The sequence below is a fragment of the Dasania sp. GY-MA-18 genome, from assembly GCF_024734385.1.
GTDB classification, from domain to species: Bacteria; Pseudomonadota; Gammaproteobacteria; order Pseudomonadales; family Dasaniaceae; genus Dasania; species Dasania phycosphaerae.
In genome coordinates, this window is the sequence record NZ_JANHAP010000005.1 from 160,733 (window position 1) to 181,778 (window position 21,046).

At 49.0% G+C, this 21,046-nt stretch carries 22 protein-coding genes, 1 tRNA gene and 1 pseudogene; 21 read left to right on the top strand and 3 right to left on the bottom strand.

Annotated features, from left to right (window positions below):
- Positions 1-109 precede the first annotated feature (109 nt).
- The 10 genes and pseudogenes from NO559_RS07900 to NO559_RS17025 all read left to right on the top strand — a co-directional run.
- Entirely contained in the window at positions 110-439 is a 330-nt protein-coding gene (locus NO559_RS07900; RefSeq protein ID WP_258331270.1) for a DUF551 domain-containing protein, read from the top strand.
- A gap of 99 nt (positions 440-538) precedes the next feature.
- Positions 539-835, top strand: coding sequence for a hypothetical protein (locus tag NO559_RS07905; protein ID WP_258331271.1), 297 nt, complete (start codon positions 539-541; stop codon positions 833-835).
- A gap of 23 nt (positions 836-858) precedes the next feature.
- Positions 859-1,248 (top strand): hypothetical protein, encoded by a 390-nt coding sequence (locus tag NO559_RS07910; protein WP_258331272.1) that lies wholly within the window; start codon positions 859-861, stop codon positions 1,246-1,248.
- Positions 1,249-1,301: 53 nt separating this feature from the next.
- Positions 1,302-1,574, top strand: a complete 273-nt coding sequence (locus NO559_RS07915) for a hypothetical protein (RefSeq protein WP_258331273.1) — start codon at positions 1,302-1,304, stop codon at positions 1,572-1,574.
- An 85-nt stretch (positions 1,575-1,659) separates the two neighbouring features.
- The gene (locus NO559_RS07920) at positions 1,660-1,983 is read left to right on the top strand and encodes a hypothetical protein (RefSeq protein ID WP_258331274.1); all 324 of its coding nucleotides are present in this window, start codon (positions 1,660-1,662) and stop codon (positions 1,981-1,983) included.
- A gap of 407 nt (positions 1,984-2,390) precedes the next feature.
- Positions 2,391-2,702 carry a hypothetical protein gene (locus tag NO559_RS07925; protein WP_258331275.1) on the top strand — a complete coding sequence of 104 codons (312 nt, stop codon included), beginning with the start codon at positions 2,391-2,393 and terminating at the stop codon, positions 2,700-2,702.
- Positions 2,689-5,463, top strand: coding sequence for a toprim domain-containing protein (locus NO559_RS07930; RefSeq protein WP_258331276.1), 2,775 nt, complete (start codon positions 2,689-2,691; stop codon positions 5,461-5,463). Before NO559_RS07925 ends, NO559_RS07930 begins: the two co-directional genes overlap by 14 nt.
- 996 nt (positions 5,464-6,459) lie before the next feature.
- Positions 6,460-7,491, top strand: a complete 1,032-nt coding sequence (locus NO559_RS07935) for a tyrosine-type recombinase/integrase (protein ID WP_258331277.1) — start codon at positions 6,460-6,462, stop codon at positions 7,489-7,491.
- 250 nt (positions 7,492-7,741) lie between these two features.
- Positions 7,742-8,239: a hypothetical protein gene (locus NO559_RS07940; protein WP_258331278.1), complete on the top strand. Its 498-nt coding sequence runs from the start codon at positions 7,742-7,744 to the stop codon at positions 8,237-8,239.
- A pseudogene (locus NO559_RS17025) lies at positions 8,229-9,275 on the top strand (recombinase family protein); the annotation flags it as partial. The gene NO559_RS07940 and the pseudogene NO559_RS17025, both read left to right, overlap by 11 nt.
- Positions 9,276-9,773: 498 nt before the next feature.
- On the opposite strand, the gene NO559_RS07945 reads toward NO559_RS17025, so the two are convergent.
- Positions 9,774-9,858 (bottom strand) — tRNA-Leu (locus NO559_RS07945).
- A gap of 186 nt (positions 9,859-10,044) precedes the next feature.
- Between NO559_RS07945 and NO559_RS07950 the strand changes: the two genes are divergently transcribed.
- The 5 genes from NO559_RS07950 (at position 10,045) to NO559_RS07970 (ending at position 13,612) form a co-directional block, all read left to right on the top strand.
- Positions 10,045-10,314 (top strand): GNAT family N-acetyltransferase, encoded by a 270-nt coding sequence (locus tag NO559_RS07950; RefSeq protein WP_258331279.1) that lies wholly within the window; start codon positions 10,045-10,047, stop codon positions 10,312-10,314.
- Positions 10,315-10,425: 111 nt separating this feature from the next.
- Positions 10,426-11,496: a tRNA preQ1(34) S-adenosylmethionine ribosyltransferase-isomerase QueA gene (queA, locus tag NO559_RS07955; RefSeq protein ID WP_258331280.1), complete on the top strand. Its 1,071-nt coding sequence runs from the start codon at positions 10,426-10,428 to the stop codon at positions 11,494-11,496.
- Positions 11,497-11,522: 26 nt separating this feature from the next.
- Positions 11,523-12,662 carry a tRNA guanosine(34) transglycosylase Tgt gene (tgt, locus tag NO559_RS07960; protein ID WP_258331352.1) on the top strand — a complete coding sequence of 380 codons (1,140 nt, stop codon included), beginning with the start codon at positions 11,523-11,525 and terminating at the stop codon, positions 12,660-12,662.
- On the top strand, positions 12,662-13,267 hold the full coding sequence (locus NO559_RS07965) for a CoA pyrophosphatase (RefSeq protein ID WP_258331281.1): 606 nt from the start codon (positions 12,662-12,664) through the stop codon (positions 13,265-13,267). Before tgt ends, NO559_RS07965 begins: the two co-directional genes overlap by 1 nt.
- 126 nt (positions 13,268-13,393) lie before the next feature.
- On the top strand, positions 13,394-13,612 hold the full coding sequence (locus tag NO559_RS07970; protein WP_258331282.1) for a DUF1289 domain-containing protein: 219 nt from the start codon (positions 13,394-13,396) through the stop codon (positions 13,610-13,612).
- 230 nt (positions 13,613-13,842) lie between these two features.
- Here the strand turns inward: NO559_RS07970 and NO559_RS07975 are convergent, their stop codons facing one another.
- Together NO559_RS07975 and NO559_RS07980 are read right to left on the bottom strand one after the other, a co-directional pair.
- On the bottom strand, positions 13,843-15,123 hold the full coding sequence (locus NO559_RS07975) for an HlyC/CorC family transporter (protein WP_258331283.1): 1,281 nt from the start codon (positions 15,121-15,123) through the stop codon (positions 13,843-13,845).
- 69 nt (positions 15,124-15,192) lie between these two features.
- Entirely contained in the window at positions 15,193-15,975 is a 783-nt protein-coding gene (locus NO559_RS07980; RefSeq protein WP_258331284.1) for an inner membrane protein YpjD, read from the bottom strand.
- Positions 15,976-16,204: 229 nt separating this feature from the next.
- Here NO559_RS07980 and ffh point away from each other — a divergent pair, with 229 nt between their 5' ends.
- From ffh to xerD, 6 genes are all read left to right on the top strand, one after another.
- Complete coding sequence (gene ffh / locus NO559_RS07985) at positions 16,205-17,581, top strand: signal recognition particle protein (protein ID WP_258331285.1); 1,377 nt, start codon at positions 16,205-16,207, stop codon at positions 17,579-17,581.
- A gap of 217 nt (positions 17,582-17,798) precedes the next feature.
- Entirely contained in the window at positions 17,799-18,047 is a 249-nt protein-coding gene (rpsP, locus tag NO559_RS07990) for a 30S ribosomal protein S16 (RefSeq protein WP_258331286.1), read from the top strand.
- 3 nt (positions 18,048-18,050) lie between these two features.
- On the top strand, positions 18,051-18,605 hold the full coding sequence (rimM, locus tag NO559_RS07995) for a ribosome maturation factor RimM (RefSeq protein ID WP_258331287.1): 555 nt from the start codon (positions 18,051-18,053) through the stop codon (positions 18,603-18,605).
- A gap of 26 nt (positions 18,606-18,631) precedes the next feature.
- Positions 18,632-19,390 carry a tRNA (guanosine(37)-N1)-methyltransferase TrmD gene (gene trmD / locus NO559_RS08000; protein ID WP_258331288.1) on the top strand — a complete coding sequence of 253 codons (759 nt, stop codon included), beginning with the start codon at positions 18,632-18,634 and terminating at the stop codon, positions 19,388-19,390.
- 155 nt (positions 19,391-19,545) lie between these two features.
- Entirely contained in the window at positions 19,546-19,902 is a 357-nt protein-coding gene (gene rplS / locus NO559_RS08005; RefSeq protein WP_258331289.1) for a 50S ribosomal protein L19, read from the top strand.
- A 244-nt stretch (positions 19,903-20,146) separates the two neighbouring features.
- Entirely contained in the window at positions 20,147-21,043 is an 897-nt protein-coding gene (gene xerD / locus NO559_RS08010) for a site-specific tyrosine recombinase XerD (RefSeq protein ID WP_258331290.1), read from the top strand.
- Positions 21,044-21,046 lie beyond the last annotated feature (3 nt).

A 21,046-nucleotide genomic window follows, 5' to 3' on the forward strand; every position in this document is an offset into this window, starting at 1 on the left:
AATTATAAGCGCAGCGTGTGGCGATGTAAAACATAACCCTTGGCCACAAATGCCGAGGGAACCGAGGTCATATTGCTGGCCATTGTTAGTGTGCGATTTGGAGATATTAATGAATTTGAAAAACCAGAAGCTATTTGATTTTTTTGCTGATAATCACGAACTCTCACTGCTCGAAAGTGAAATGACAGATATTGTTGATGTGGTGAAATCGGTAATTACTCCCGCCTGGGTTAGCGTTAACGACCGGTTGCCAACACATATTTACTCAGTACTGGCGTATGTAGTTGATGGGGGATTTGCAAAATACGGCGAACCTATGAAAGACATTGTTGTTTACAACCCCAACACCTGCGAGTGGCTGCAAAATATCGGCGATGCCGGTGATGAAGTTGTAACGGTTACGCACTGGATGGATTTGCCTCAAGACCCAGCACACTAACCGAGAACGCATGGGCGAGCAGCTTTAGCTGCGAAGTCCAGCGAGTGAAACGAGTGATCATGGCGTGTGTTGTTATGCGCCGAACGAACAGGAAAGACTATGAATATTAATGCAGCCAAAAACTTACTAAACGAAGTGAACGCGATGATACTTCTGCCGGATGACCCGCTTGAAGGTGACTTTATTGCATTGGATTGGGATGGTCAAAACCCAACTGATTTTAAGCAAGGCATTAGCTGGTATTGCTCGCAGGTAATTGATGTTGATGGCAACAAATACAAAGTTAGCTATGACGATGGCGCAAGATGGTACGAGTTCAAAGAGTTTGGCACACCAAAGGCGAGCGATAAAGGTGCGTACAACATTTATCCCGCGCTGGCACCTTTGGGCGCATAACCTTGGCATAAACGGAGAACGAAATGAGCAAAGCGAATGTAGTGAGTCCGAGCGACGACAGGAGCGGTTTTGATGCCGTTGTTATGCCTTGCCCTCGGCTTGAGCTTGAATGGATTAAAACTGGCGCAGACTGGCGAAAAAGAGAATGTGTTTACTCGCTTGTTTTGCCTCTTGGTGAATATGATATTCGCAGAGAAAGCAAAGACGGCGAGAAAGCTAGAAATGAAACCAAGGCCGAGCTTGGAAGAACAGCTGTAACGGGCGGCAATGGTCAGCCTCCAATTTGGGAGGATGGAAAAGTTGAAACGCCGTTTAGAGATGGGGCGCATTCCAAGTTTGATGCCGAAGCGCTTGGCGGTCACATACCTCGCGTAGCTGTGTGCGGCGATGTATTCACGATATTAGAGGCATAACCCTGAGCTTTGCGGCTGGCAAATGACGGAATAACCAAGTGGGAGATTTTAAAGTGACCGACACAAATGAACAAACACACGGCCAGTCCGGTCCGAAGGGCGAACAACAGCGTGTTGTTATGTGTGAATGGAAACGATTGGCAGACGAATTACCGCCCGAGCCTGACAAGTGGTATTTGTTTGGGGGCTATGACAGCAACGGTGATTTTGTTTTCGATAAATACTATTTCAGCGCATACGGGCTGGTAAATGGCTGGAAAGTTGAGGTGGCTATAGGCAAGGGCAATATCTGGTGGTGCTTGCCTAACCCGCCCAGTGACACATAACGTTGCCATAAAAGGCGAGCGCAGCGAGTCCAGCCCACAGGGCGATTTTTAATGGCGTTGTTATGCGCCGATAGGAGTGATTAAGGTGGAAACAGAAGCACAAAAAGCGTATGTGTACCAGCCGCTACCACCACAAAGCGATGGTAAATTTTACGGTGTTGGCGGCCTGCATTTGTTTGTTGGCCACGACATTAGCCTGAAAGGAATTACAAAAGCCGATGCGCAGAAAATTGCAAGGCTGTGTAACGATACGCCAGTAGACTCTGGTGATCTTATTGCATGGGCGAAAGACAGAATACAGAACGATTGGAGGCCAAGTTGCGGATGCAGATTTGAAAGCATTTTCTCTAGCGCTGTTCAGTTGTGTGAAGAATGCAGCAAATTGCCCTGCCACAATCGGGGCACATAACCATGATTGCATAGGCAAAACGCCTTATGTTTTGTCCAATGGCCGTTTTTGTTATGTGCTTTTGGTGCCGTAACTGATTACGGCACCATAGTTTAAGTAATTGATAGTTAGGTGATTTATGAAATACTCATACGAATATTCAATAGATAGAATGGGCTGGTGTGTTTACAAGCGCAACTCTAGTGGGCTAACAATGGAATACTACGCAGGCCCGTTTGAGACAAAAGAACACGCAAAAAGTGAAGCTAAACGGTTAGATGAGTTAGGCACATAACACTTTATTAAGCGGATTAGATCCACTTATTTACAAGCTAACTCATTGATAATAAACAAAACCCGTAAATAAGTGGTTTACCACCAACAAACAAAAACGCTGTGGCAGCAGCGCATAATAACGAGGCAACACCATGGCTTGGGCGGCGAATTATTCTCACTATCTAGCTGATAGGCGACCCTATTGGCTAAAAGATTTAGACCCCTTCCCCCGTTTAGAACAACATCCACCCTATAACCCCCATGAGGCCCAGAAAGGTGAGCGCGTGGTGCTTTCCGACTTACCCATTCACAAGCGCCAGGCGTACTGGGCAGCGATTCAAAAAAACAATCCCCCATTAGCCGGGCTTTTGCAAAACGACCCGTTTTTTGCAGAGCTTAAGGCAATGGGGGGCAAGATTAGCGTATTAAAACAAGATATAGGACAAGTAGATGGCGAGCATTGAGCAGTTAAAACAGCGCATTAGTTGTGAGGATTTAGCCGAGCGATTGGGTTTAGAGAGGCCTGGCAACACGGGCAATTTTAAGAGCCCGCACCGCGATGACAATACACCCTCGCTATCGGTTTATGATAACGGCCGCAAATGGGTCGACCACGGCGCTATCGGTGCAGCCGGTTCGTGCATAGACCTAATAATGTACGTTGAAAAAGATATTACTGACGTAGCCGAGGCTATGCAGCGTTTACATAAACTGTTCGATATACCGTTTGATAAAGTAGAGCAGCCAGAGCAAAAAAAGGCCCGCACCCAACTGGAGGGCTGGGCCGATGCCGCTATAGAAAAAGCCGAGCGCGCCAAAAAGTATTTAATGAATGAGCGCAAGATACCGGAGGCGGTGGTAATGGCTGCCATCAAAGCCAAAACCCTGGGCTTTAGTGATTACACCAACCCCAAATACAGCGCCGGTGAAAAGTTTTTTGGCGGTGACTCGGTAGTGTTTGTGGTCAAAGACCTTGCCACCCGCGAGGTGGTAGCGCTAGACCACCGCTATGAAGATAAAGCCCTAAACGGCGGTATGAAAACCAAAACTTTAGGCCCTAAGGCCGGCCATATTTGGACGATTAACTATAACGCCTTAAAACATGCACATACCATTGTTGTTGTAGAGGGGCCGCTAGATGCGCTCAGTATTGAGGCTGCAGGCCTAAAAGGTTATGCCGCTATCGCGCTGAGAAAAACCACTAATATACTGTTTGATTGGTCTTTTGCGGAAGGGAAAAAGGTTATTGTGCTGCCTGATAACGATCAGCCCGACGATAAAGGCGTACGCCCCGGCATGAGCGGCGCTTGGCAGCTGCACGAGCACTTAACCTCACAAAACATTAGTTGCCTGTTTGTTGATATACAGCGCGAGCAGTGGATAGATCAAAAAGACGCTAACGATTATTTAAAGACACACGGCCGCGAGGAGTTGGGTAGGGCTATTAAACAGTTGGAGCATTGGTTAATACCAGGGCTGCCAGGCGGCGATGATAAGCCAGAGTTTCCCGGTGGCAAACGCCGCGTGTATTTACCCGTGCATGATTTTAGTAAGTATTGGCTATACCGCGTTAAGGAGGATTTTACATCCTATGTGAAGCTAACACGGGACGAGGACACCAACGAAACTAAAGAGTCATTCGAGGATTTGTGCGGGTTTAGGGTGGCGGCGCTTTCTAGCATTAATATTGCCAGCGCCATGGCTACGATGAGCGGCGAAAAAGACACTAGCCCACATACAATTTTTTCTGCTTCGGTGCAGATCCCACGGCATGGCCCTAAGCTGGTGCGCCGCGTGTTTGACGATGACGAATTGCACAACCCCGACCGCTGGAAAAAGTTTGGCCCTATTTATAAACCGGCGCAGTTTTCACGCATGCTCAATATACTAGAGCGCACTACTGAAATAGGCGCTCGTGAGGCGGTAAATTTTGTGGGTTTGGCATGGCAAAACTGTAAGCCCATTGTTAATGAAGGCAAGGATTGTTTTTTTACTGAGCCCGATAAGCAATGCCCCTACCATAACCTCACTTTTCCCAGCGGCTCGTCGGCTGATGCGTTTAAACTGGTATCAGCCTATCAGCAGACCTTTAAACACAACGCGGCCTCACAGCTGTTGGTGTGGGCGCTGGGCGCGCATTTAAAGGCCTTTTTAGGGTTTTGGCCGCACATGATATTGCAGGCCGACAAGGGCAGCGGTAAGTCGGTATTGGTTAAACGCCTGGAGCGCAGCATAGGGTTTACTATGTTGTCGGGGCAGAGCCTGCAAACCGAGTTTAGGTTGCTAACCTCGGTCAGCCATACTTCCCACCCTGTAGGTTGGGAAGAGCTATCAGCACGCAAGCAGGACGTTATCGACAAGGCGGTGGCCATGCTGCAAGAGAGCTACCAGCACACCGTTACCCGCCGGGGCTCAGATATGACCGAGTATTTGATTTGCGCGCCGGTACTGCTAGCGGGTGAGGATGTGCCGGTAGACTCGCTATTAGGCAAGGTGGTGCGCACCGAGCTGGCTGAGAAAGGCCCTATGCTGCCCGAAACGCTCCCACGCTTCCCCGTGCGGCAATGGCTGCAGTTTTTGGCAGGGCTAACCCGTATGCGGGTGATGGAATTGTACGAAAAATGCCTGACTTATTGTGAAAATCATAATGCCGGTAACATGGAGGATAACGGCGCGCAGCGTATGACGCGCAACTATGCGGCGGTGATGTGCGCTTGGGGCCTGCTGTGTGAGTTTGGTGGTATAGAGAGCAACCACGGCCGTTTTGTGGATGACTTAACTAAGCAAATGAATACCCATGTGCTAGATACCAAGGCCGACCGCGAGCCATGGGTGTGGATTATGGGCACCATACTAGGCGAGATAGACGCCAACCGGTACAGCAACCCCTATAAGTTTGAGCAGGTGACTATTGATGGCGACCAGGCTCATGAGGTGATATTTATCCGCACCACGCACATCATGCACCACTTTTCTACCTCACCAGCGCTGCGCGATAAGTTTAATAGCCTACCGGTTAAATCATCCAAGGTCTTAGGCCATGCCTTGCGCCGTGCTGGCGTAGTGGTGGTTGATGACGCTGAGAAGGCCATACACCAGCGCAGGGTGGCGCACATGCAGGGCCTGAGCCTAACGGTTATGCGTGAGTTTGGTTTGAGCGTTTCGATGCCTGACTCTAGCGGCAAGGTTAGTATGATTACCACACCCACTGCAGCGACAGGTTAACGGGGCTGGCTGGCCCCTGGGCGGCGGTTGTTGAGCTGCCCGCCCATTTACCAGCCTTTATTATTAATAGCGCCACAGCGCCTGCTGTGGCTGCTGTTACCGTTGTTTTGCTGCAATAAAAAGGCTTGTCTGCCGCTTTAGCAATCCCCCGCACCCCCTGAGAAGTAACGCGATCCGCGAAAAGCGATAAAACCGAAACTAGAAATAGCGGGGGGCAAAATAGCCATCCACCACTAAGGAGGCGCAACCATGGAAAAAATCTGTGCAAATAAGTGCTGTAAGGTGCCTGTGAGTAACGGCCGTGTGTATTGCTGTGGGGCCTGCAGGCAGCGTGCTTACCGAGCCCGCGCTAAGGGTACACAGTTGCGCTGGTATCCGCCGCAAAAGAGCAGGGTTAGCGCCGAAAAAACAAAAGTATGAGCCTGAGAGCGCGTCCCTTTAAATCCGTTACACCTCACTAACTCACCCTGCGCGGCTTGGTCGGGCTTCTATCTGTCTATTCCTGCTAGCTATGCCTGCCGGCTGCCGTTGCGTGGCTGGCTAGGCTTGTACGTTTATTGATCTTTTGGTGGGTATTTTCTTATAAGGTGTGGGGGGGTAACTCCCAAAAGTCGTGGATTTGTGGATTTGTCAGCTAAGCCCTTGATTTTTGCGGCCTGTGGCGGTTTTTGACATCCACAGTTTTTTTTAAAATATGTGGATGCGTTTTTGCTTTGCGCGCCTTTCTCTTTATATATTTATATATAACTTATTGAAAAGAAAAGAATAACTATAAATATAAAGGGCAAAATATATTGATTTTCGCATCCACACTTTTTGGCCAAAAATCCACACTTTTTTTTGCAAAGGGTTATAGTATCCACACTTTTTAGAGCGATCCACAGTAAAAGCGTGGATAACTATTGTTTTATAAATCAAAGAGTTAGGTTATAATTGGGGCCTATCCACGGTTCCACATAAAAATATTCCCCTGGGTACTTATTGAGGTGTGAAATATTGGTTTCCTCTCACATTCCGGTCATTATTGATGACTGGCTATCGTATAAGCTCGCCAGTGAAGGCCGGGCAAAATCCACTGCGGCAAAATACCGCGCCAATATTGCCCGTTTGAGCGAGTTTTTAGCTCACAACCACCAGACTGACCTGCTAAGCGCTAGTAAAAGTCAGCTTGAGGCCTTTACCGGCCTGCACTTGCACGAGGAAGGCATAAGTCCCAGGAGCCGCCGCGCTATTGTTGCGGCTGTAAAGGAGTTTTACCGCTGGGCTAAAGAGAAAAGCCTAGTTAACAGTAACCCCGCAAGTGAACTTGTTTACCCAAAGGCTGGCCGCCGCCTGCCAACAGCTATGACTCTTGGCAGCGCCGAGAAGCTAATAATGCAGCCGGATATCTCTACATTTATAGGTCTGCGTGATGCCACTATGATTGCCATTATGGTCGGCTGCGGCGTTCGCGTGAGTGGTTTGGTTTCGCTAAATGAAGGGCACCTACAGTGGTTTACTTATAAAGGCTTAGACCGCCTCGCAATTCAAGTGACCGAAAAAGGGGGCCGCCAACGTTTAGTGCCAGTGCCTTATGAGGCCACGATTTTGCTAATGGCTTATCTGGGCCATGATGAGTTGCAGGCTGTAGACCGGCTACTAGAAGATGGTGACAAAGTGCTGTTTATCAGCTCCCGTAATAGGTCTATCCCTGCACATGAGTACCGAGGCGAACATAGGCGCCTGCGCAGGGGCTCATGTTGGCGCATAATCCAGGCATACGCCGACCAAGTGGGCATACCTATGGATCAAGCACACCCACATGCCGCCCGCCATTTACTCGGCACTGAGCTTGCCGAGGATGATATACCCTTATTGCAAATGCAGGCCCTGTTTGGTCACGCCGACCCTAAAACTACTGAGATATACACACACCTGGCTATGGGCAAACTGACCAGCGCTATAGATAAAGCTAACCCGCTAGGCAAGATGAGAACACCTGTTAGCCACCTGGTTGATGAGATGAAAGCCCAAGGCCTTTTAAGCTAGTCCTGTTTTTATACACACAAACAACAGCCACAGGCCTTTGTCTTTAGGTGCGCAGCGATACGAAAACAGTATACTGGTACTTTACTACACCTCTACAGTGGACGTATTTGGAGGGGGCAACGTGATATCGAAACTGGCCTTAATTGCAGCCTAAAACAAACAAGGGGTGTGGCAGCATCCTTTAAACGAACTGCGTGTAATATCTTTATGCGCAGTTCACACCATTGGACACCAGCAGGAATGCGAGCTTATGAGCATTGATCCTATTCAAAAGCGCAGTTCGGTTAACGGATGTAGGGATATAAGGCAGAATTCACTAGGGGTGGGGGGTCGGCATAGAAACACCCCCCCCCCAAATGCCAAGGGAGTGTGCCCAGATAACTACACCAGATTTGAAACCTCCCTTTCTGAAAATCAGCTTTTAGATGAGTTAAAACGCACTCAGTTATCACGCAGGCTTATAGAGCTTGCTGAGGATGTAGGGGTAAAACAGCTGCTTACCGTGTGGCAGGCACTGGACTGCACCGAGGACGAGGAAAATGGTCGTATTCACGTTAACTTTCCCCGCTACTCCTTCATCCTCAGGTTTCAGAGAAACCAAGTTATTAGAACCCTGGTACTAGAAGGGAAAAGCAACAAGTTTATTCAGGCCCATGTGGCCGACAACTTAAAAATGAGCATATCTATTAGGCACATACAACGCCTAAGGAGGAGCTTAAAAGAAAAGGAAAGCGCTTGTGGAGAATAGAAAAACAGCAGTTATTTATGTTCGGGTATCAACCGGAAAACAAGCAGATAAAGAGCTCCCTATGGAGTCTCAGCTGTCGGAGTGCGAGAATAAAGCCCTAGTCTTGGGCGCTGATGTAGTTAAAATTTTTGAAGACCGAGGATTGTCGGGCAAGAGTGATAGCCGCCCCCAGTTTCAAGCGGCTATTGCCTATTGCGAAACCTTCCCTATTGATTACTTTATTACCTGGTCAACCAGTCGTTTTGCCCGCAATCGATTAGATGCACAACTCAATAAGCGCCGTCTTGAGCACGTTGGAACACGCATGGAATACGCCTCAGGCTCAATCGATAGCGAAACCAGCGCAGGCATGTTGCAAGAGGGCTTTTTAGAGCTAATAGACGAATATTATGCCATGCAAACAGCGGCCGATACGCGCCGCTCAATGGTAAAAATAGTGCAAGAGGGTTACTGGAATGGTGGGGCAATGCCCTATGGGTTTAAGGCAGTACCTGCCGCCGATAACCCTAGGCGAAAAAAACTTGTTCACGACCCCAACGAAGCAAAAGTTGTTAAGTACATATACGACCTTCGCGTCAAGGGGCTGGGCGGTAAATCAATAGCTGTGCGCTTAAACAGCGAGGGGCTTTTAAATCGCGGCAGGGAGTGGAACAAAACCAGCATTTTGGGCTTGCTTCGTAACGAAAAAAATATTGGCCGCACTATTTTTGGACGAAAAAATCATAAAGGCGTTAAAAAACCGCGTGACGAGTGGACTATAGTTGATAGCCACGAGCCCATAATCAGCCTCGAATTGTGGGAGAAGGTGCAGCAGTTAATGAGCAAGGCAAAGCCCGCTCAAGACAACAACGGCTCGCCAAAAAGTACCTGGTTATTTACAGGCCTTTTGCGCTGCGGTGTGTGTAACTCATCCCTGCAAATTGAAACCGCTACAGGTCGCAGCAAAACCTATCATTATTACAATTGCCGATCAGCTCAACGTAAAGGCGGGTGTGAAAATCGCAGAATCGCCGCCCCAGATTTAGACAGCTGGCTGGTCGATGTTGTGGTGGATAGAATTTTTAGTTCCGAGAATCTAACAGAGCTAATTAACGACACCAATCAATTGGCGGGCACATGGGCCAAAGAGCGCAACGAAAAGCGCCAAGTTATAATTAACTCCTTGAACTCTTACCGCGCAAAAAACAACAATCTCTACGCTATATTGGAATCCCCAGATAGCGAGCTTAATCTGGGCGATATATCCCCGCGCCTTAGATCCAACAACGACAGCATAAAGAAATTAGAGCGCCAACTGCAGTTGTTGGACGAACAGCGCCCCCCCGAGGTTCAGTTGTCAGTTGATGACGCCGACGCTATTAGGGATTTGCTGGTAGACGTTATAAAAAACACAACTACCCCCGATAAAATTCGCGGGATGTTTTCAACTTTTATAAACGAAGTGGTGTTGCACGAGGATAATATAGAGATCATTTACAACCCCGAAGCGTTGGTTTCCGCATCCGGGGATAAAATGGTTCATAGTAACAGAGATTGGTACCAGTGGGCGGACTCGAACCGCCAAGCCGTTAGGCGCCGCATTTTGAATGCGGTATGTTTACCAATTTCATCACACTGGCACTGCATTTTGAGCCGCGCATTATAACAATGCTTTTTCAAAGGTCAAAGTATTTATTGTGTGTGCGTTTTTTGAGCGGGCTGTTTTTTAGTTTACGCTGCGGTCCATAGATGGGTTTGCCGTGCTTGGTGTATATTGCAGCTTAGTAGCTAGTGTGTAGTTGTTGTAATGAGTGGGAGTAATTATTTTGAACCAGAATGCTGTAGGCGAAAAGCCGTTTACTATAGAGCATCAGTCATCGGCTGAGCGTTTTGTCATTGTTGTGCAGGGCCAAGAGGCGGTGCTGGAGTATCGTATGCTAGGCGCTGAGCAGGTAGAGTTTACTCGCACTTTTGTGCCTGAGAGTTTGCGCGGGCTGGGTTTGGCTGAGGCTATAGTCAGGGCCGGTTTAGCGTGGGCTAAAGAGCAGGCTTACACTATTAGCAGTAGTTGCTGGTATGTGAGTAAGTTTATTTAGCTATGTTCCCATAGGCTGGCTCTGTTAGGGTCGGCTTTCTGGTCTGCAGGCTGATTTTGCGGTACCCTTGCGCGCCTGATTCACAGCCTGCTGCCGCTTATTCTTTTCATTATGAAGTTATCTGATTTTAGCTACGATTTACCCGATGAGCTTATTGCTCGCTATCCCACTGCTGAGCGCACTGCCAGCCGCTTGCTGATGCTTTATGGCGCTAGTGGCGAGATCGTGCATGGCCAGTTTACCGACTTACTCGATCAGCTACAGGCTGGCGATTTACTGGTGCTTAACGATACCAAGGTGTTGGCCGCCCGTTTATGGGGCCGCAAGGCCAGTGGTGGCCGCATAGAGATATTGGTAGAACGTATGCTGGACCAAGACCGGGTGTTGGCTCATGTGCGCGCCAGCAAGTCCCCTAAGGCGGGTGCCGAGCTGCACTTAACAGCCTTGGCCGACAGCGACGAGGTGTTGGCTAAGGTAGAGGTGCTAGGCCGCCATGACGCTTTGTTCGAGCTGCGCTTTATTGAGGGCGGTGATGCCGTTACGGTGATGAACGCCATAGGTCATATGCCGTTGCCCCCTTATATCGATCGTAAGGATGAGCTTGGCGATCGCGAGCGTTATCAAACTGTGTTCGGTCGTAACGAAGGTGCGGTAGCAGCGCCTACCGCCGGGCTGCATTTTAGTGAGGCCTTTTTACAGCAGTGTAAAGATAAGGGCGTGGCGACTAGCTTTGTAACACTGCATGTAGGGGCAGGCACCTTCCAACCGGTGCGGGTAGAGAATATTACCGAGCATAAGATGCATGCCGAAACTATAGAGGTTAGCGCAGCGGTATGCGAGCAGGTGGCGGCCACTAGAGCGCGCGGCGGCCGTGTTGTTGCTGTGGGTACCACTGCCGTACGCAGCTTAGAAAGCGCTTCGCAAAGTGGTGAGTTAAAACCCTTTAGCGGTGATAGCGAAATTTTTATTTACCCCGGTTATCAATTTAAATCAGTGGATGCCATGGTAACTAATTTTCACCTGCCAGAATCCACCCTCATTATGTTGGTAAGTGCCTTTGCCGGCCAAGATAATGTATTTAACGCCTACCGCGAGGCGGTGGCTCAACAATACCGATTTTTTAGCTATGGTGATGCCATGTTTGTATTGCCGCAGGCCAGCCCAATTGAGAAAGACTTATGAGTGATAAGCCCCAACGTAAAACCTTTATGGAATTTGAGCTGGATAACACTGACGGTAAGGCGCGCCGCGGCCGCCTAAAATTTCCACGTGGAGTGGTGGAAACGCCTGCCTTTATGCCGGTGGGTACTTACGGCACAGTTAAAGGCATGCTGCCTAAAGATGTAGAGGCTATAGGCGCAGAGATTATTTTGGGCAACACCTTTCACCTCATGCTGCGCCCTGGTACCGAGGTGGTAAAAGCCCATGGTGACCTGCATGACTTTATGGGTTGGAGTAAGCCTATCCTAACCGACTCCGGCGGCTTTCAGGTATTTAGCTTGGGTAAGTTGCGTAAAATTACCGAAGAGGGTGTGTCTTTTAAATCACCTATCGATGGTTCAAAAATATTTTTAGATCCAGAAAAATCTATACAAGTGCAACGCGATTTAGGCTCTGACATAGTCATGATTTTTGATGAGTGTACCCCTTACCCAGCCACGCATAAAGAAGCCAAAGACTCCATGGAGTTATCCCTGCGCTGGGCGCAGCGCAGCAAAGTGGCGCACGGCGATAGCCCTTCGGCCTTGTTTGGCATAGTGCAGGGTGGCATGTATGAAGACTTGCGTAAGGTTTCTATAGGCGGCTTAAAAGATATAGGTTTTGACGGTTATGCCATAGGCGGGCTGTCAGTAGGTGAACCTAAAAATGAAATGATCAAGGTGTTAAATTGCATCACCGAAGACTTGCCCGCCGATAAGCCTCGCTACTTGATGGGGGTAGGTACGCCGCAGGATTTATTAGAGGCGGTCATGCGCGGTATAGATATGTTTGATTGTGTGATGCCTACCCGCCACGCCCGCAATGGCCACCTGTTTACCTCGCAAGGGGTAATAAAACTGCGCAATGCCAAGCACAGGCACAGCACCGAGCCGCTAGACCCTGACTGCGATTGTTATACCTGCCAAAACTTTAGCCGTGCTTATTTGCATCACCTAGATAAGTGCAAAGAGATTTTAGGTAGCCAGCTCAATACCATACACAACCTGCGTTATTACCAGCGCCATATGCAAAACATACGCGAAGCTATCGCGGAAAATCGCTTGCAGGAATACGCCAATACTTTTTATCAGCAACAGGGCTTAACCCCTTTTGATCAGTTGTCAGCACCTGATCCGCAGGCCGAATAATGGATTTTATGCAGGCCAGGCAGCGCTTGCTAAATTTGCGCTATACGCAGCCTGCAGTTACAGAAGCTGTTGCTGAGTTAGATGACAGCTCGGCTAAGCGCGCTGCTATTTTAATGGCGGTGATGAATGTGCAAGAGCGGGCTGCCCTGTTACTGACTCAGCGGGCCGCCCATTTGGCCTTGCACCCCAGCGAGGTGGCTTTTCCCGGCGGCAAGCCTGAAGCTGGCGATAGTGATGATGTGGCTACCGCTTTGCGCGAGGCCCATGAAGAGGTGGCGCTGCCAGCAGCGGCGGTGCAGTATATGGGGCAGCTTAATAAGCGGGTTACTCGCAGCGGCTATGTGCTCACTCCCTGTGTCGCCTTGGTTGAAAATCCCGTTAACTTACAGGCTAATAGCGATGAGGTGGCCAATATTTTTATGCCCCCTTTGGCGCAATTAGCACAGCCTAATAACTGGCAGTTTGCTATGCAGCCCTATAACGGCAGCCAGCGCTTATCACCGCAATTTTGTTATCAGGATTATGTGATCAGCGGGGTTACCGCGCGCTTGGTTGCTGATTTAATGGTGCAGGTTTTTGCGGTGCCGTTGCCGGCCTACGATTAAGCGGCGGCGTGGCCTTAATAAGGCTTAATGCTTGGGTATTGTGGTGTTACCATAGTAGCTGGGCCTGCTAAGTACTACTTTGCTGCTACCACCCCTGATTGTGGGTGTTAGCCTGGCCGGTAGCTAATGAATGAAGTAAGAGTGTTTAATATGTCTGAGCAAGAGCCTGTCAAATCCCCCTGTATTTCCGTGTGCGTGCTTAACGAAGAGGATGTGTGCGAGGGTTGTTACCGCACCGCCTTAGAAATTACCGATTGGGTGATGTACAGCAACGATGAAAAGCGTGAGGTGTTGGGGGAGTGCAAAAAACGTTTTAAGGCGATGAATAAGCATATACTGCTGTAAAATAAGTGAGTCATATTCTGTGAGTTGCTGTCACGCTTAAATCTTTTTTCTTTTCTTTTTTCTGTGCCTGTCGAATCAGATAGCTAATCTGCTGAGTGGAAATCTGGCAGCTTTTAGATAATAGCTCTGTCTTATGTATGTGTAGGGTAAGGGGGGGGGCTTCTAAGCCGGGCTACCGGCCTCTTGTGTGCAATAACGTCGGGCTGGTAGCTCTTGTGGATGGCTGGCTGTTAGTGATGTGGCTCACTGGGGCTGTCTAGCCTATGTGCTTTTACGTTTTGTATCATATTGTCTTTGACTTCAATGATTTCAAATAAATACTCGTCAAACTGTACGCACACAGCGGCATCTGGAAAAGATTCTAAATGCTCTAACAATAAACCGTTTAGGGTTTTGGGGCCTTCGGTAGGTAATTCCCAATCTAAATTTTTATTAATGTCGCGTATGGTGGTGGTGCCATTAATATGATGGGTGCCGTTATCTTGGGTGTGTATATCTTCGGTGTTGTCGGCAAAGTTAGAGGTAAACTCGCCTACGATTTCTTCTAAGATATCTTCTAGGGTAACTAAGCCTTGCACTACACCATACTCATCCACCACCATGCCCATGCGGTGTTTATGCTTTTGAAAGTTAACCAGCTGGGTGTGCAGCGGGGTGCTTTCGGGGACGAAATAGGGCTCTACCATTTCCTTGGTTAGTTGGCTGCGGTTAAGGCCCTCGTTGTCAATAATGCGGCTAACATAGCGCTGATGTAACACCCCTAGAATATTGTTGATGTCGTCATCATAAACTGGAATGCGGGTAAATTCGGTGTCGCGCAGAGTCGCTAAAATATCTTCGTCGGACTCTTGTAAGTCTATACCCACCACCTCGTTGCGGGGGATCATAATATCTTCGACGTTAATATCTTCCAGATCCAGTATATTAATCAGCATGCCCTGGTGGCGCTTGGGTATATGCGGGCCGGCTTCGCCCACTATGGTGCGCAGCTCGTCTGAGCTTAAGTCTTCGTTGCTGCCTATGCTGGGGTCTATGCCTAACAGTTTTAATATGCCGTTGGTGAGGCTGTTAATTAACCACACTACCGGGAATAGTATTTTAAGTAGTGCGGTTAAAATATTGGCGGCGGGGAAGGCGATTTTTTCGGGATGTAAGGCGGCAATGGTCTTGGGGGTGATCTCGGCAAAAATTAACACCACCATGGTTAAAATAACCGGTGCGGCTACCACGGCGGCATCTTCGCCCCATAGACGTATAGCCACTACCGTAAATAAAGAGGCGGTAATAAAGTTAACCAGGTTGTTACCGATTAATATCAGGCTGATTAGCTGATCAGGCTTTCTTAACAGCTTATAAGCTCGGCGGGCACCTTTGTGGCGCTGCTTGAGCAGATGTTTAAGGCGGTAGCGGTTGAGTGACATCATGCCGGTTTCGGCGCTGGAGAAGAAGGCCGACAACAAAATTAAAATGGCAATAATGGTAAAAAGTAGGTTTAACGATAACTCGTCCAACGAGTGATATTCCTTATAGGATGAACAAGCGCGTATCTTGACGAAAAAAGGCTAAACACGCAATAAGTGTTATGGAAGAATAATTTCCAATACAAACTTACTGCCAAAATAGCCTAACATCAGGGCAATAAACCCCCCTATGGTCCAACGCACAGCGGTTTGGCTGCGCCAGCCCAGCTGCCAGTGGCCCCATAATAAGGTGCTGAATATGCACCAGGCGGCAATGCTAAGTGCGGTTTTATGGATAAGATGTTGCGCGAATATGTCTTCCAGAAAAACAATGCCGCTAATAATAGAAACGCTTAATAGCACCACGCCTATCCACAGCAACTCAAACAGCATGGCTTCCATGGTTTGCAGTGGTGGTAGCACGCGCATAATACCTTTAACGTGGTGCTGCTTGAGTTGGTGGTCTTGTATGCTCAGGGCGATAGCTTGAAACATGGCAATAGTCAGTACGCTATAGGCCAAGATAGAGCTAAGTATATGGCTGAGCATGCCCTTGCTGAGGTGGCTTTGTAGAGGATGGGCGGTAGTGCTGTTCATACTGGCAATAATGGCCAGTGCCGCCAGTGGTAGCAGTATCACCAAGAGATTATAAGTGGGGCGGCGCAGGGTGCTGAGCAAGGCTAGCAGGGCGATAAACCAAAAGAATAAAGAGCTGATATTTAAAAAGCCTAAATCAATAGGGCGGCTAAACAAGCTAAAACCATGGCATAGCAGTGCTAGCGCACTCAGCCCTATCAGGCTTAGCTTGTGTGGTTGCCTAGTGATGTTGAGTAAAAAGGCGCCTTGATAGGCTGCGGCCAGCAAGTAGAGGCAAATGGCGCTGATTTCAAAAATAACAGTCATGTGGTTTTCTTGTTGTAGTTTTTGTGGTGGTTTATTTGTGCTAACTACGTTGTGGCTAGCGCTGTGCTTATAGCTTAATCCAGTTATGCCGCTGCGGTTTTACGCGCTAATACCAATTGGATTTGGGTTACTGCCTTAGGCTCAGGTATACTTCACCAGTTTACACCGATTATTTCAATAGTCTTAGCTTTCATCGCAGAGTTAGGGCATGGTTTTGAGAAGGCATTACATGTTCGACAATTTAACAGAACGTTTATCGAATACCCTGCGCAGTATTTCCGGCTCGGCGCGTTTAACGGAAGACAATATCCAGGAGACCTTGCGTGAAGTGCGCATGGCCTTGTTGGAAGCCGATGTGGCCTTGCCAGTCGTTAAAGATTTTATCGAGGCGGTTAAACAGCGTGCGGTGGGTCAAGAGGTCAGCAAAAGCCTTAGCCCCGGGCAAATGTTCGTTAAGATTGTTAACGATGAGCTAGAAAATGTGATGGGTCAGGCCAATGAGAGCCTCAACCTAGCCACCCAGCCGCCAGCGGTGTTATTAATGGCCGGTTTACAGGGTGCGGGTAAAACCACCTCGGTAGCCAAGTTGGCGCGCTACTTACAAGAAAAAGAAAAGAAAAAGGTCATGGTGGTCAGTGCCGACGTATACCGCCCAGCGGCAATTAAGCAGCTAGAAACATTGGCCGGTGAGGTGGGTGCTATCTTCTTCCCCTCTTCTATAGAGCAAAAGCCTATAGATATAGCCAATGCCGCCATACAAGAGGCCAAGCTTAAGTTTGCCGATGTACTTATCGTCGATACCGCCGGTCGTTTGGCGGTAGATGAGGCGATGATGACGGAGATCAAAGACTTACACGCCGCCATCAACCCCATAGAGACCTTATTCGTGGTTGATGCCATGACCGGCCAGGATGCAGCCAATACCGCCAAGGCCTTTAATGATGCGCTGCCCTTAACCGGCGTAATCTTAACTAAGGCCGATGCCGATAGCCGCGGTGGTGCCGCACTGTCGGTGCGCCATATCACCGGTAAGCCCATCAAGTTTATGGGTGTGGGCGAAAAAACCGAAGCGTTGGACCCTTTCCATCCAGACCGTATCGCCTCGCGCATATTGGGCATGGGTGATGTGCTGTCTTTGATTGAAGAGGCCGAGCAAAAGCTAGATAAGAAAAAGGCGGATAAGCTCGCCAAGAAGATTAAAAAAGGCAAAAAATTCGACTTGGAAGACTTGCGTGACCAACTGCAGCAAATGAAAAACATGGGTGGTATCACCGGCATGTTAGACAAGCTGCCCGGCATGGGCGGTATGGCGCAAATGGCTCAGCAGCAGGTGGATAACAAAATGTTCGTAAAAATGGAGGCCTTAATAGACTCCATGACCCCCGCCGAGCGCATCAACCCCGATATACTCAATGGCTCGCGCAAGCGCCGCATCACTATGGGCTCTGGCACCGATATACAAGACCTCAACCGCCTCATCAAGCAGCATAAGCAAATGGCTAAAATGATGAAGAAAATGAGTAAAAAAGGCGGTATGGCCAATATGATGCGGGGCCTGGGTGGCATGATGCCTCCCGGCGGCGGTGGCGGTTTTTTAGGCCGCTAAGTCACTGATTGCGCAGCCAATCAGCGGTTTTAGGGTAAATAAACACTAGATGAAGGGTTATTTACCCTAAAAAACCACAAAAGAGGTTTCAAAGTTAGCCTGCTTCCCTTAAAATACCGCGCCTTTCTAGCATGCGCTCGGTGTATGAGTGCGTGGGTAGAGTAAAGAATTTGATTTGTGGGCCTTGGTGGCCTGCTCAAGCGTTAGGAAATTAACAATGGTAACAATTCGTTTAGCTCGTGGCGGTTCAAAAAAGCGTCCTTTTTATCACTTGACTGTGACTGACAGCCGTACTTCACGTAATGGTCGTTATCTTGAGCGTGTGGGTTTCTTCAACCCTGTGGCACGTGGCCAAGAAGAGCGTTTGCGCGTTGAGTTAGATCGCGTTGAGCACTGGGTATCTCAAGGTGCACAATTGTCTGATCGCGTAGCTGACTTAGTTAAGAGCGCCAAAAAAGCGGCTTAATTGATGACAGCTAAACCCACGGATAGCGCCGCTGAGCGGGTGGTAATTGGTAAAATTACCTCCGTATACGGCATTAAAGGGTGGGTTAAAATACATTCGTATACCGAGCCTATGGAAAATTTCCTCTCGTATACGGATTGCCAGATTCAGCGCGGCGGGCTATGGCAGCCGATTAGCTTTGAAGAAGGCAAACGCCACGGCAAGGGCTTAGTTGCTCGTATTGCCGGGGTGGATGATCGCGACCTTGCCGCGCAGTATTGCAAGTGCGAGGTGGCGATTGCAGCTGATGCCCTGCCGGCATTGGCTGAAGATGAGTTTTATTGGCATCAGTTAGAAGGCTTGCGGGTTTATACCCAAAACGACAAGGGCGAAGAGCTGTTGTTGGGTAAGGTCAGCCACTTGCTGGAAACCGGTGCTAACGATGTGTTGGTGGTGCGCAAATGCGCGGGCAGTATAGATAGAGAGGAGCGTTTAATCCCCTATCTACCGGGCCAATTTATCACTGACATAGACATCGCAAACGGCTTGCTTAGGGTCGATTGGGATCCAGAGTTTTAACAGCAGCACAACGAGCAGGATGGGTAATGACAGAGAGTTTGACGGTAGGTGTCATAACGCTGTTCCCAGAAATGTTCACCGCCATTAGCGACAGCGGCATTACCCGCAGAGCATTGCAGCAAGGCATCTTTAAGCTGCAATGGTGGAACCCCAGGGATTACACCGAGGATAAGCACCGCACCGTAGATGATAGGCCTTACGGCGGTGGCCCCGGCATGGTGATGAAGGTAGAGCCTTTGCGCAAAGCGCTACAGGCCGCCAAGCAAGCCATGGGCGATGACAGCAAGGTGATTTATTTATCACCCCAGGGTCGCCAGTTGGACCAGCAGGGCGTAGTAGAGCTAGCTGCCAACAACAAATTGATTTTTATCGCTGGTCGCTACGAAGGTATAGACGAGCGATTGATAGAAGCCGAAATAGACGAAGAATGGTCTATAGGCGACTACGTATTAAGTGGTGGCGAGTTAGCTGCCATGGTGATGATAGATGCAGTAGTGAGGCAATTGCCCGGCGCATTGGGGCATGAGCAATCAGCCAAAGAGGACTCTTTTGCTGAAGGCTTACTGGATTGCCCTCACTATACCCGCCCCGAAGTCTTGGCGGGCAAGACGGTACCCGAGGTGCTGTTAAGCGGTGATCACAGCAAAATACGCCGCTGGCGCTTAAAGCAAGCGTTGGGGCGAACTTGGCAGCGGCGGCCAGAGCTATTAGAGCAGCGCCCACTCAGCCAAGAAGAACAGGATTTGCTGGCGAGCTTTATCGCCGAGCAAGATGGCGCAAGCTAGCTTGCTGGGCAGTAAAAAACGCACAATCATCTGGACCAATGTCTGTGTATAGCTGTAGTCCCTGAGCACGCGGGAACAGGTATAAGTAAAGCACGCAGATAAGTACAGGGTTTTAAATAGCTGTGAATACACAGCCTATATTTTAGGAAAATGCCATGAGCAAGAACAAAATTATCGCTGCCATTGAAGCAGAGCAAATGACCAAAGAAATTCCAGCCTTTGGTCCTGGTGACACTGTCGTTGTGCAGGTTAAAGTTAAAGAAGGTACTCGTGAGCGTCTTCAGGCTTTTGAAGGTGTAGTAATTGGTAAGCGTAACCGCGCTTTAAACTCAGCTTTTACCGTTCGTAAAATTTCACACGGTGTAGGCGTAGAGCGTACTTTCCAAACTTACAGCCCCTTAGTTGATAGCATAGAAGTTAAGCGTCGCGGTGACGTTAGACAAGCTAAACTATACTACTTGCGTGAGCTTAGCGGCCGTGCAGCACGTATCAAAGAGAAGTTGGGTAAATAAACCGCTTCTATTTTTAAAAAGGCAGCCTAGGCTGCCTTTTTTTATGTTCAGGAAGAACGGTATACCCAAAGCGTTTCACGGGGCAGGCTCTGCCGCGGTCGCATAGAGACCCACGGCACTCGTTTCACTCGTGGGGCCAGCTTTGCGAAGGAGCGGCGATGTGCGAAGTTCCTAGTCTATAGTCGCTAGCTTTAATTAAACGTGTTACTTTCTGGTGATAATAAATACTCGTGTGCGTGGGCCTGTGTTGGATCAACAGCTAGTCATTATTGATAATTATCTCGATGCTATTTGGATGGAGAAGGGCTTAAGTCAAAATACTCTGTCCTCTTATAGGCGTGATTTAAAGCAATTTGCTGCGTTTTTGCATCTTAAAAAGCAAACCTTGTTGGCGGCGACTGCTGGCGAGGTGTTTGATTATTTAGGGCAAAATCGTGGTCAGGGTAAATCAGCCCGCAGCACCGCGCGCCTGTTGTCCTGCCTGCGTGGTTTTTACCAATACCAGCTGCGTGAGGCCCATATCACTGTTAACCCCACCTTAGATATTGATAGCCCCAAGCTGGGCAGGTCGCTGCCTAAAACCTTAACCGAAGCCGATGTGGAGAGTTTGTTAAGCGAACCCGATGTGGATAACCCCTTGGAGTTGCGCGATAAGGCCATGCTGGAGCTGCTCTATGCCTCAGGGTTGCGGGTCACTGAGTTGGTATCACTCACCTTGGGTCAGGTAAGCGTGGCGCAGGGAGTGGTGCGGGTAATGGGTAAGGGCAGTAAGGAGCGGCTGGTGCCTACCGGGGAGGAGGCCCTGCATTGGCTAAAGCGTTATAGCCAAGTGGCAAGGCCAGAGCTGCTGGGCCACAAGCTTAGCGAGGTGATGTTCCCTTCGCGTCGTGGCGATATGATGACTAGGCAAACCTTTTGGCATCGCATTAAACTCTATGCGCAGCGCGCAGGTATTAAGCGGCCGCTGTCGCCGCACACCCTACGCCATGCCTTCGCCACCCATCTAATTAACCATGGTGCTGACCTGCGGGTTGTGCAATTATTGCTGGGCCACAGTGACCTTAGCACCACACAAATATATACTCATGTGGCGCGCGCGCGTATGAAAGATTTGCATGCCCAGCACCACCCTAGAGGTTGATAA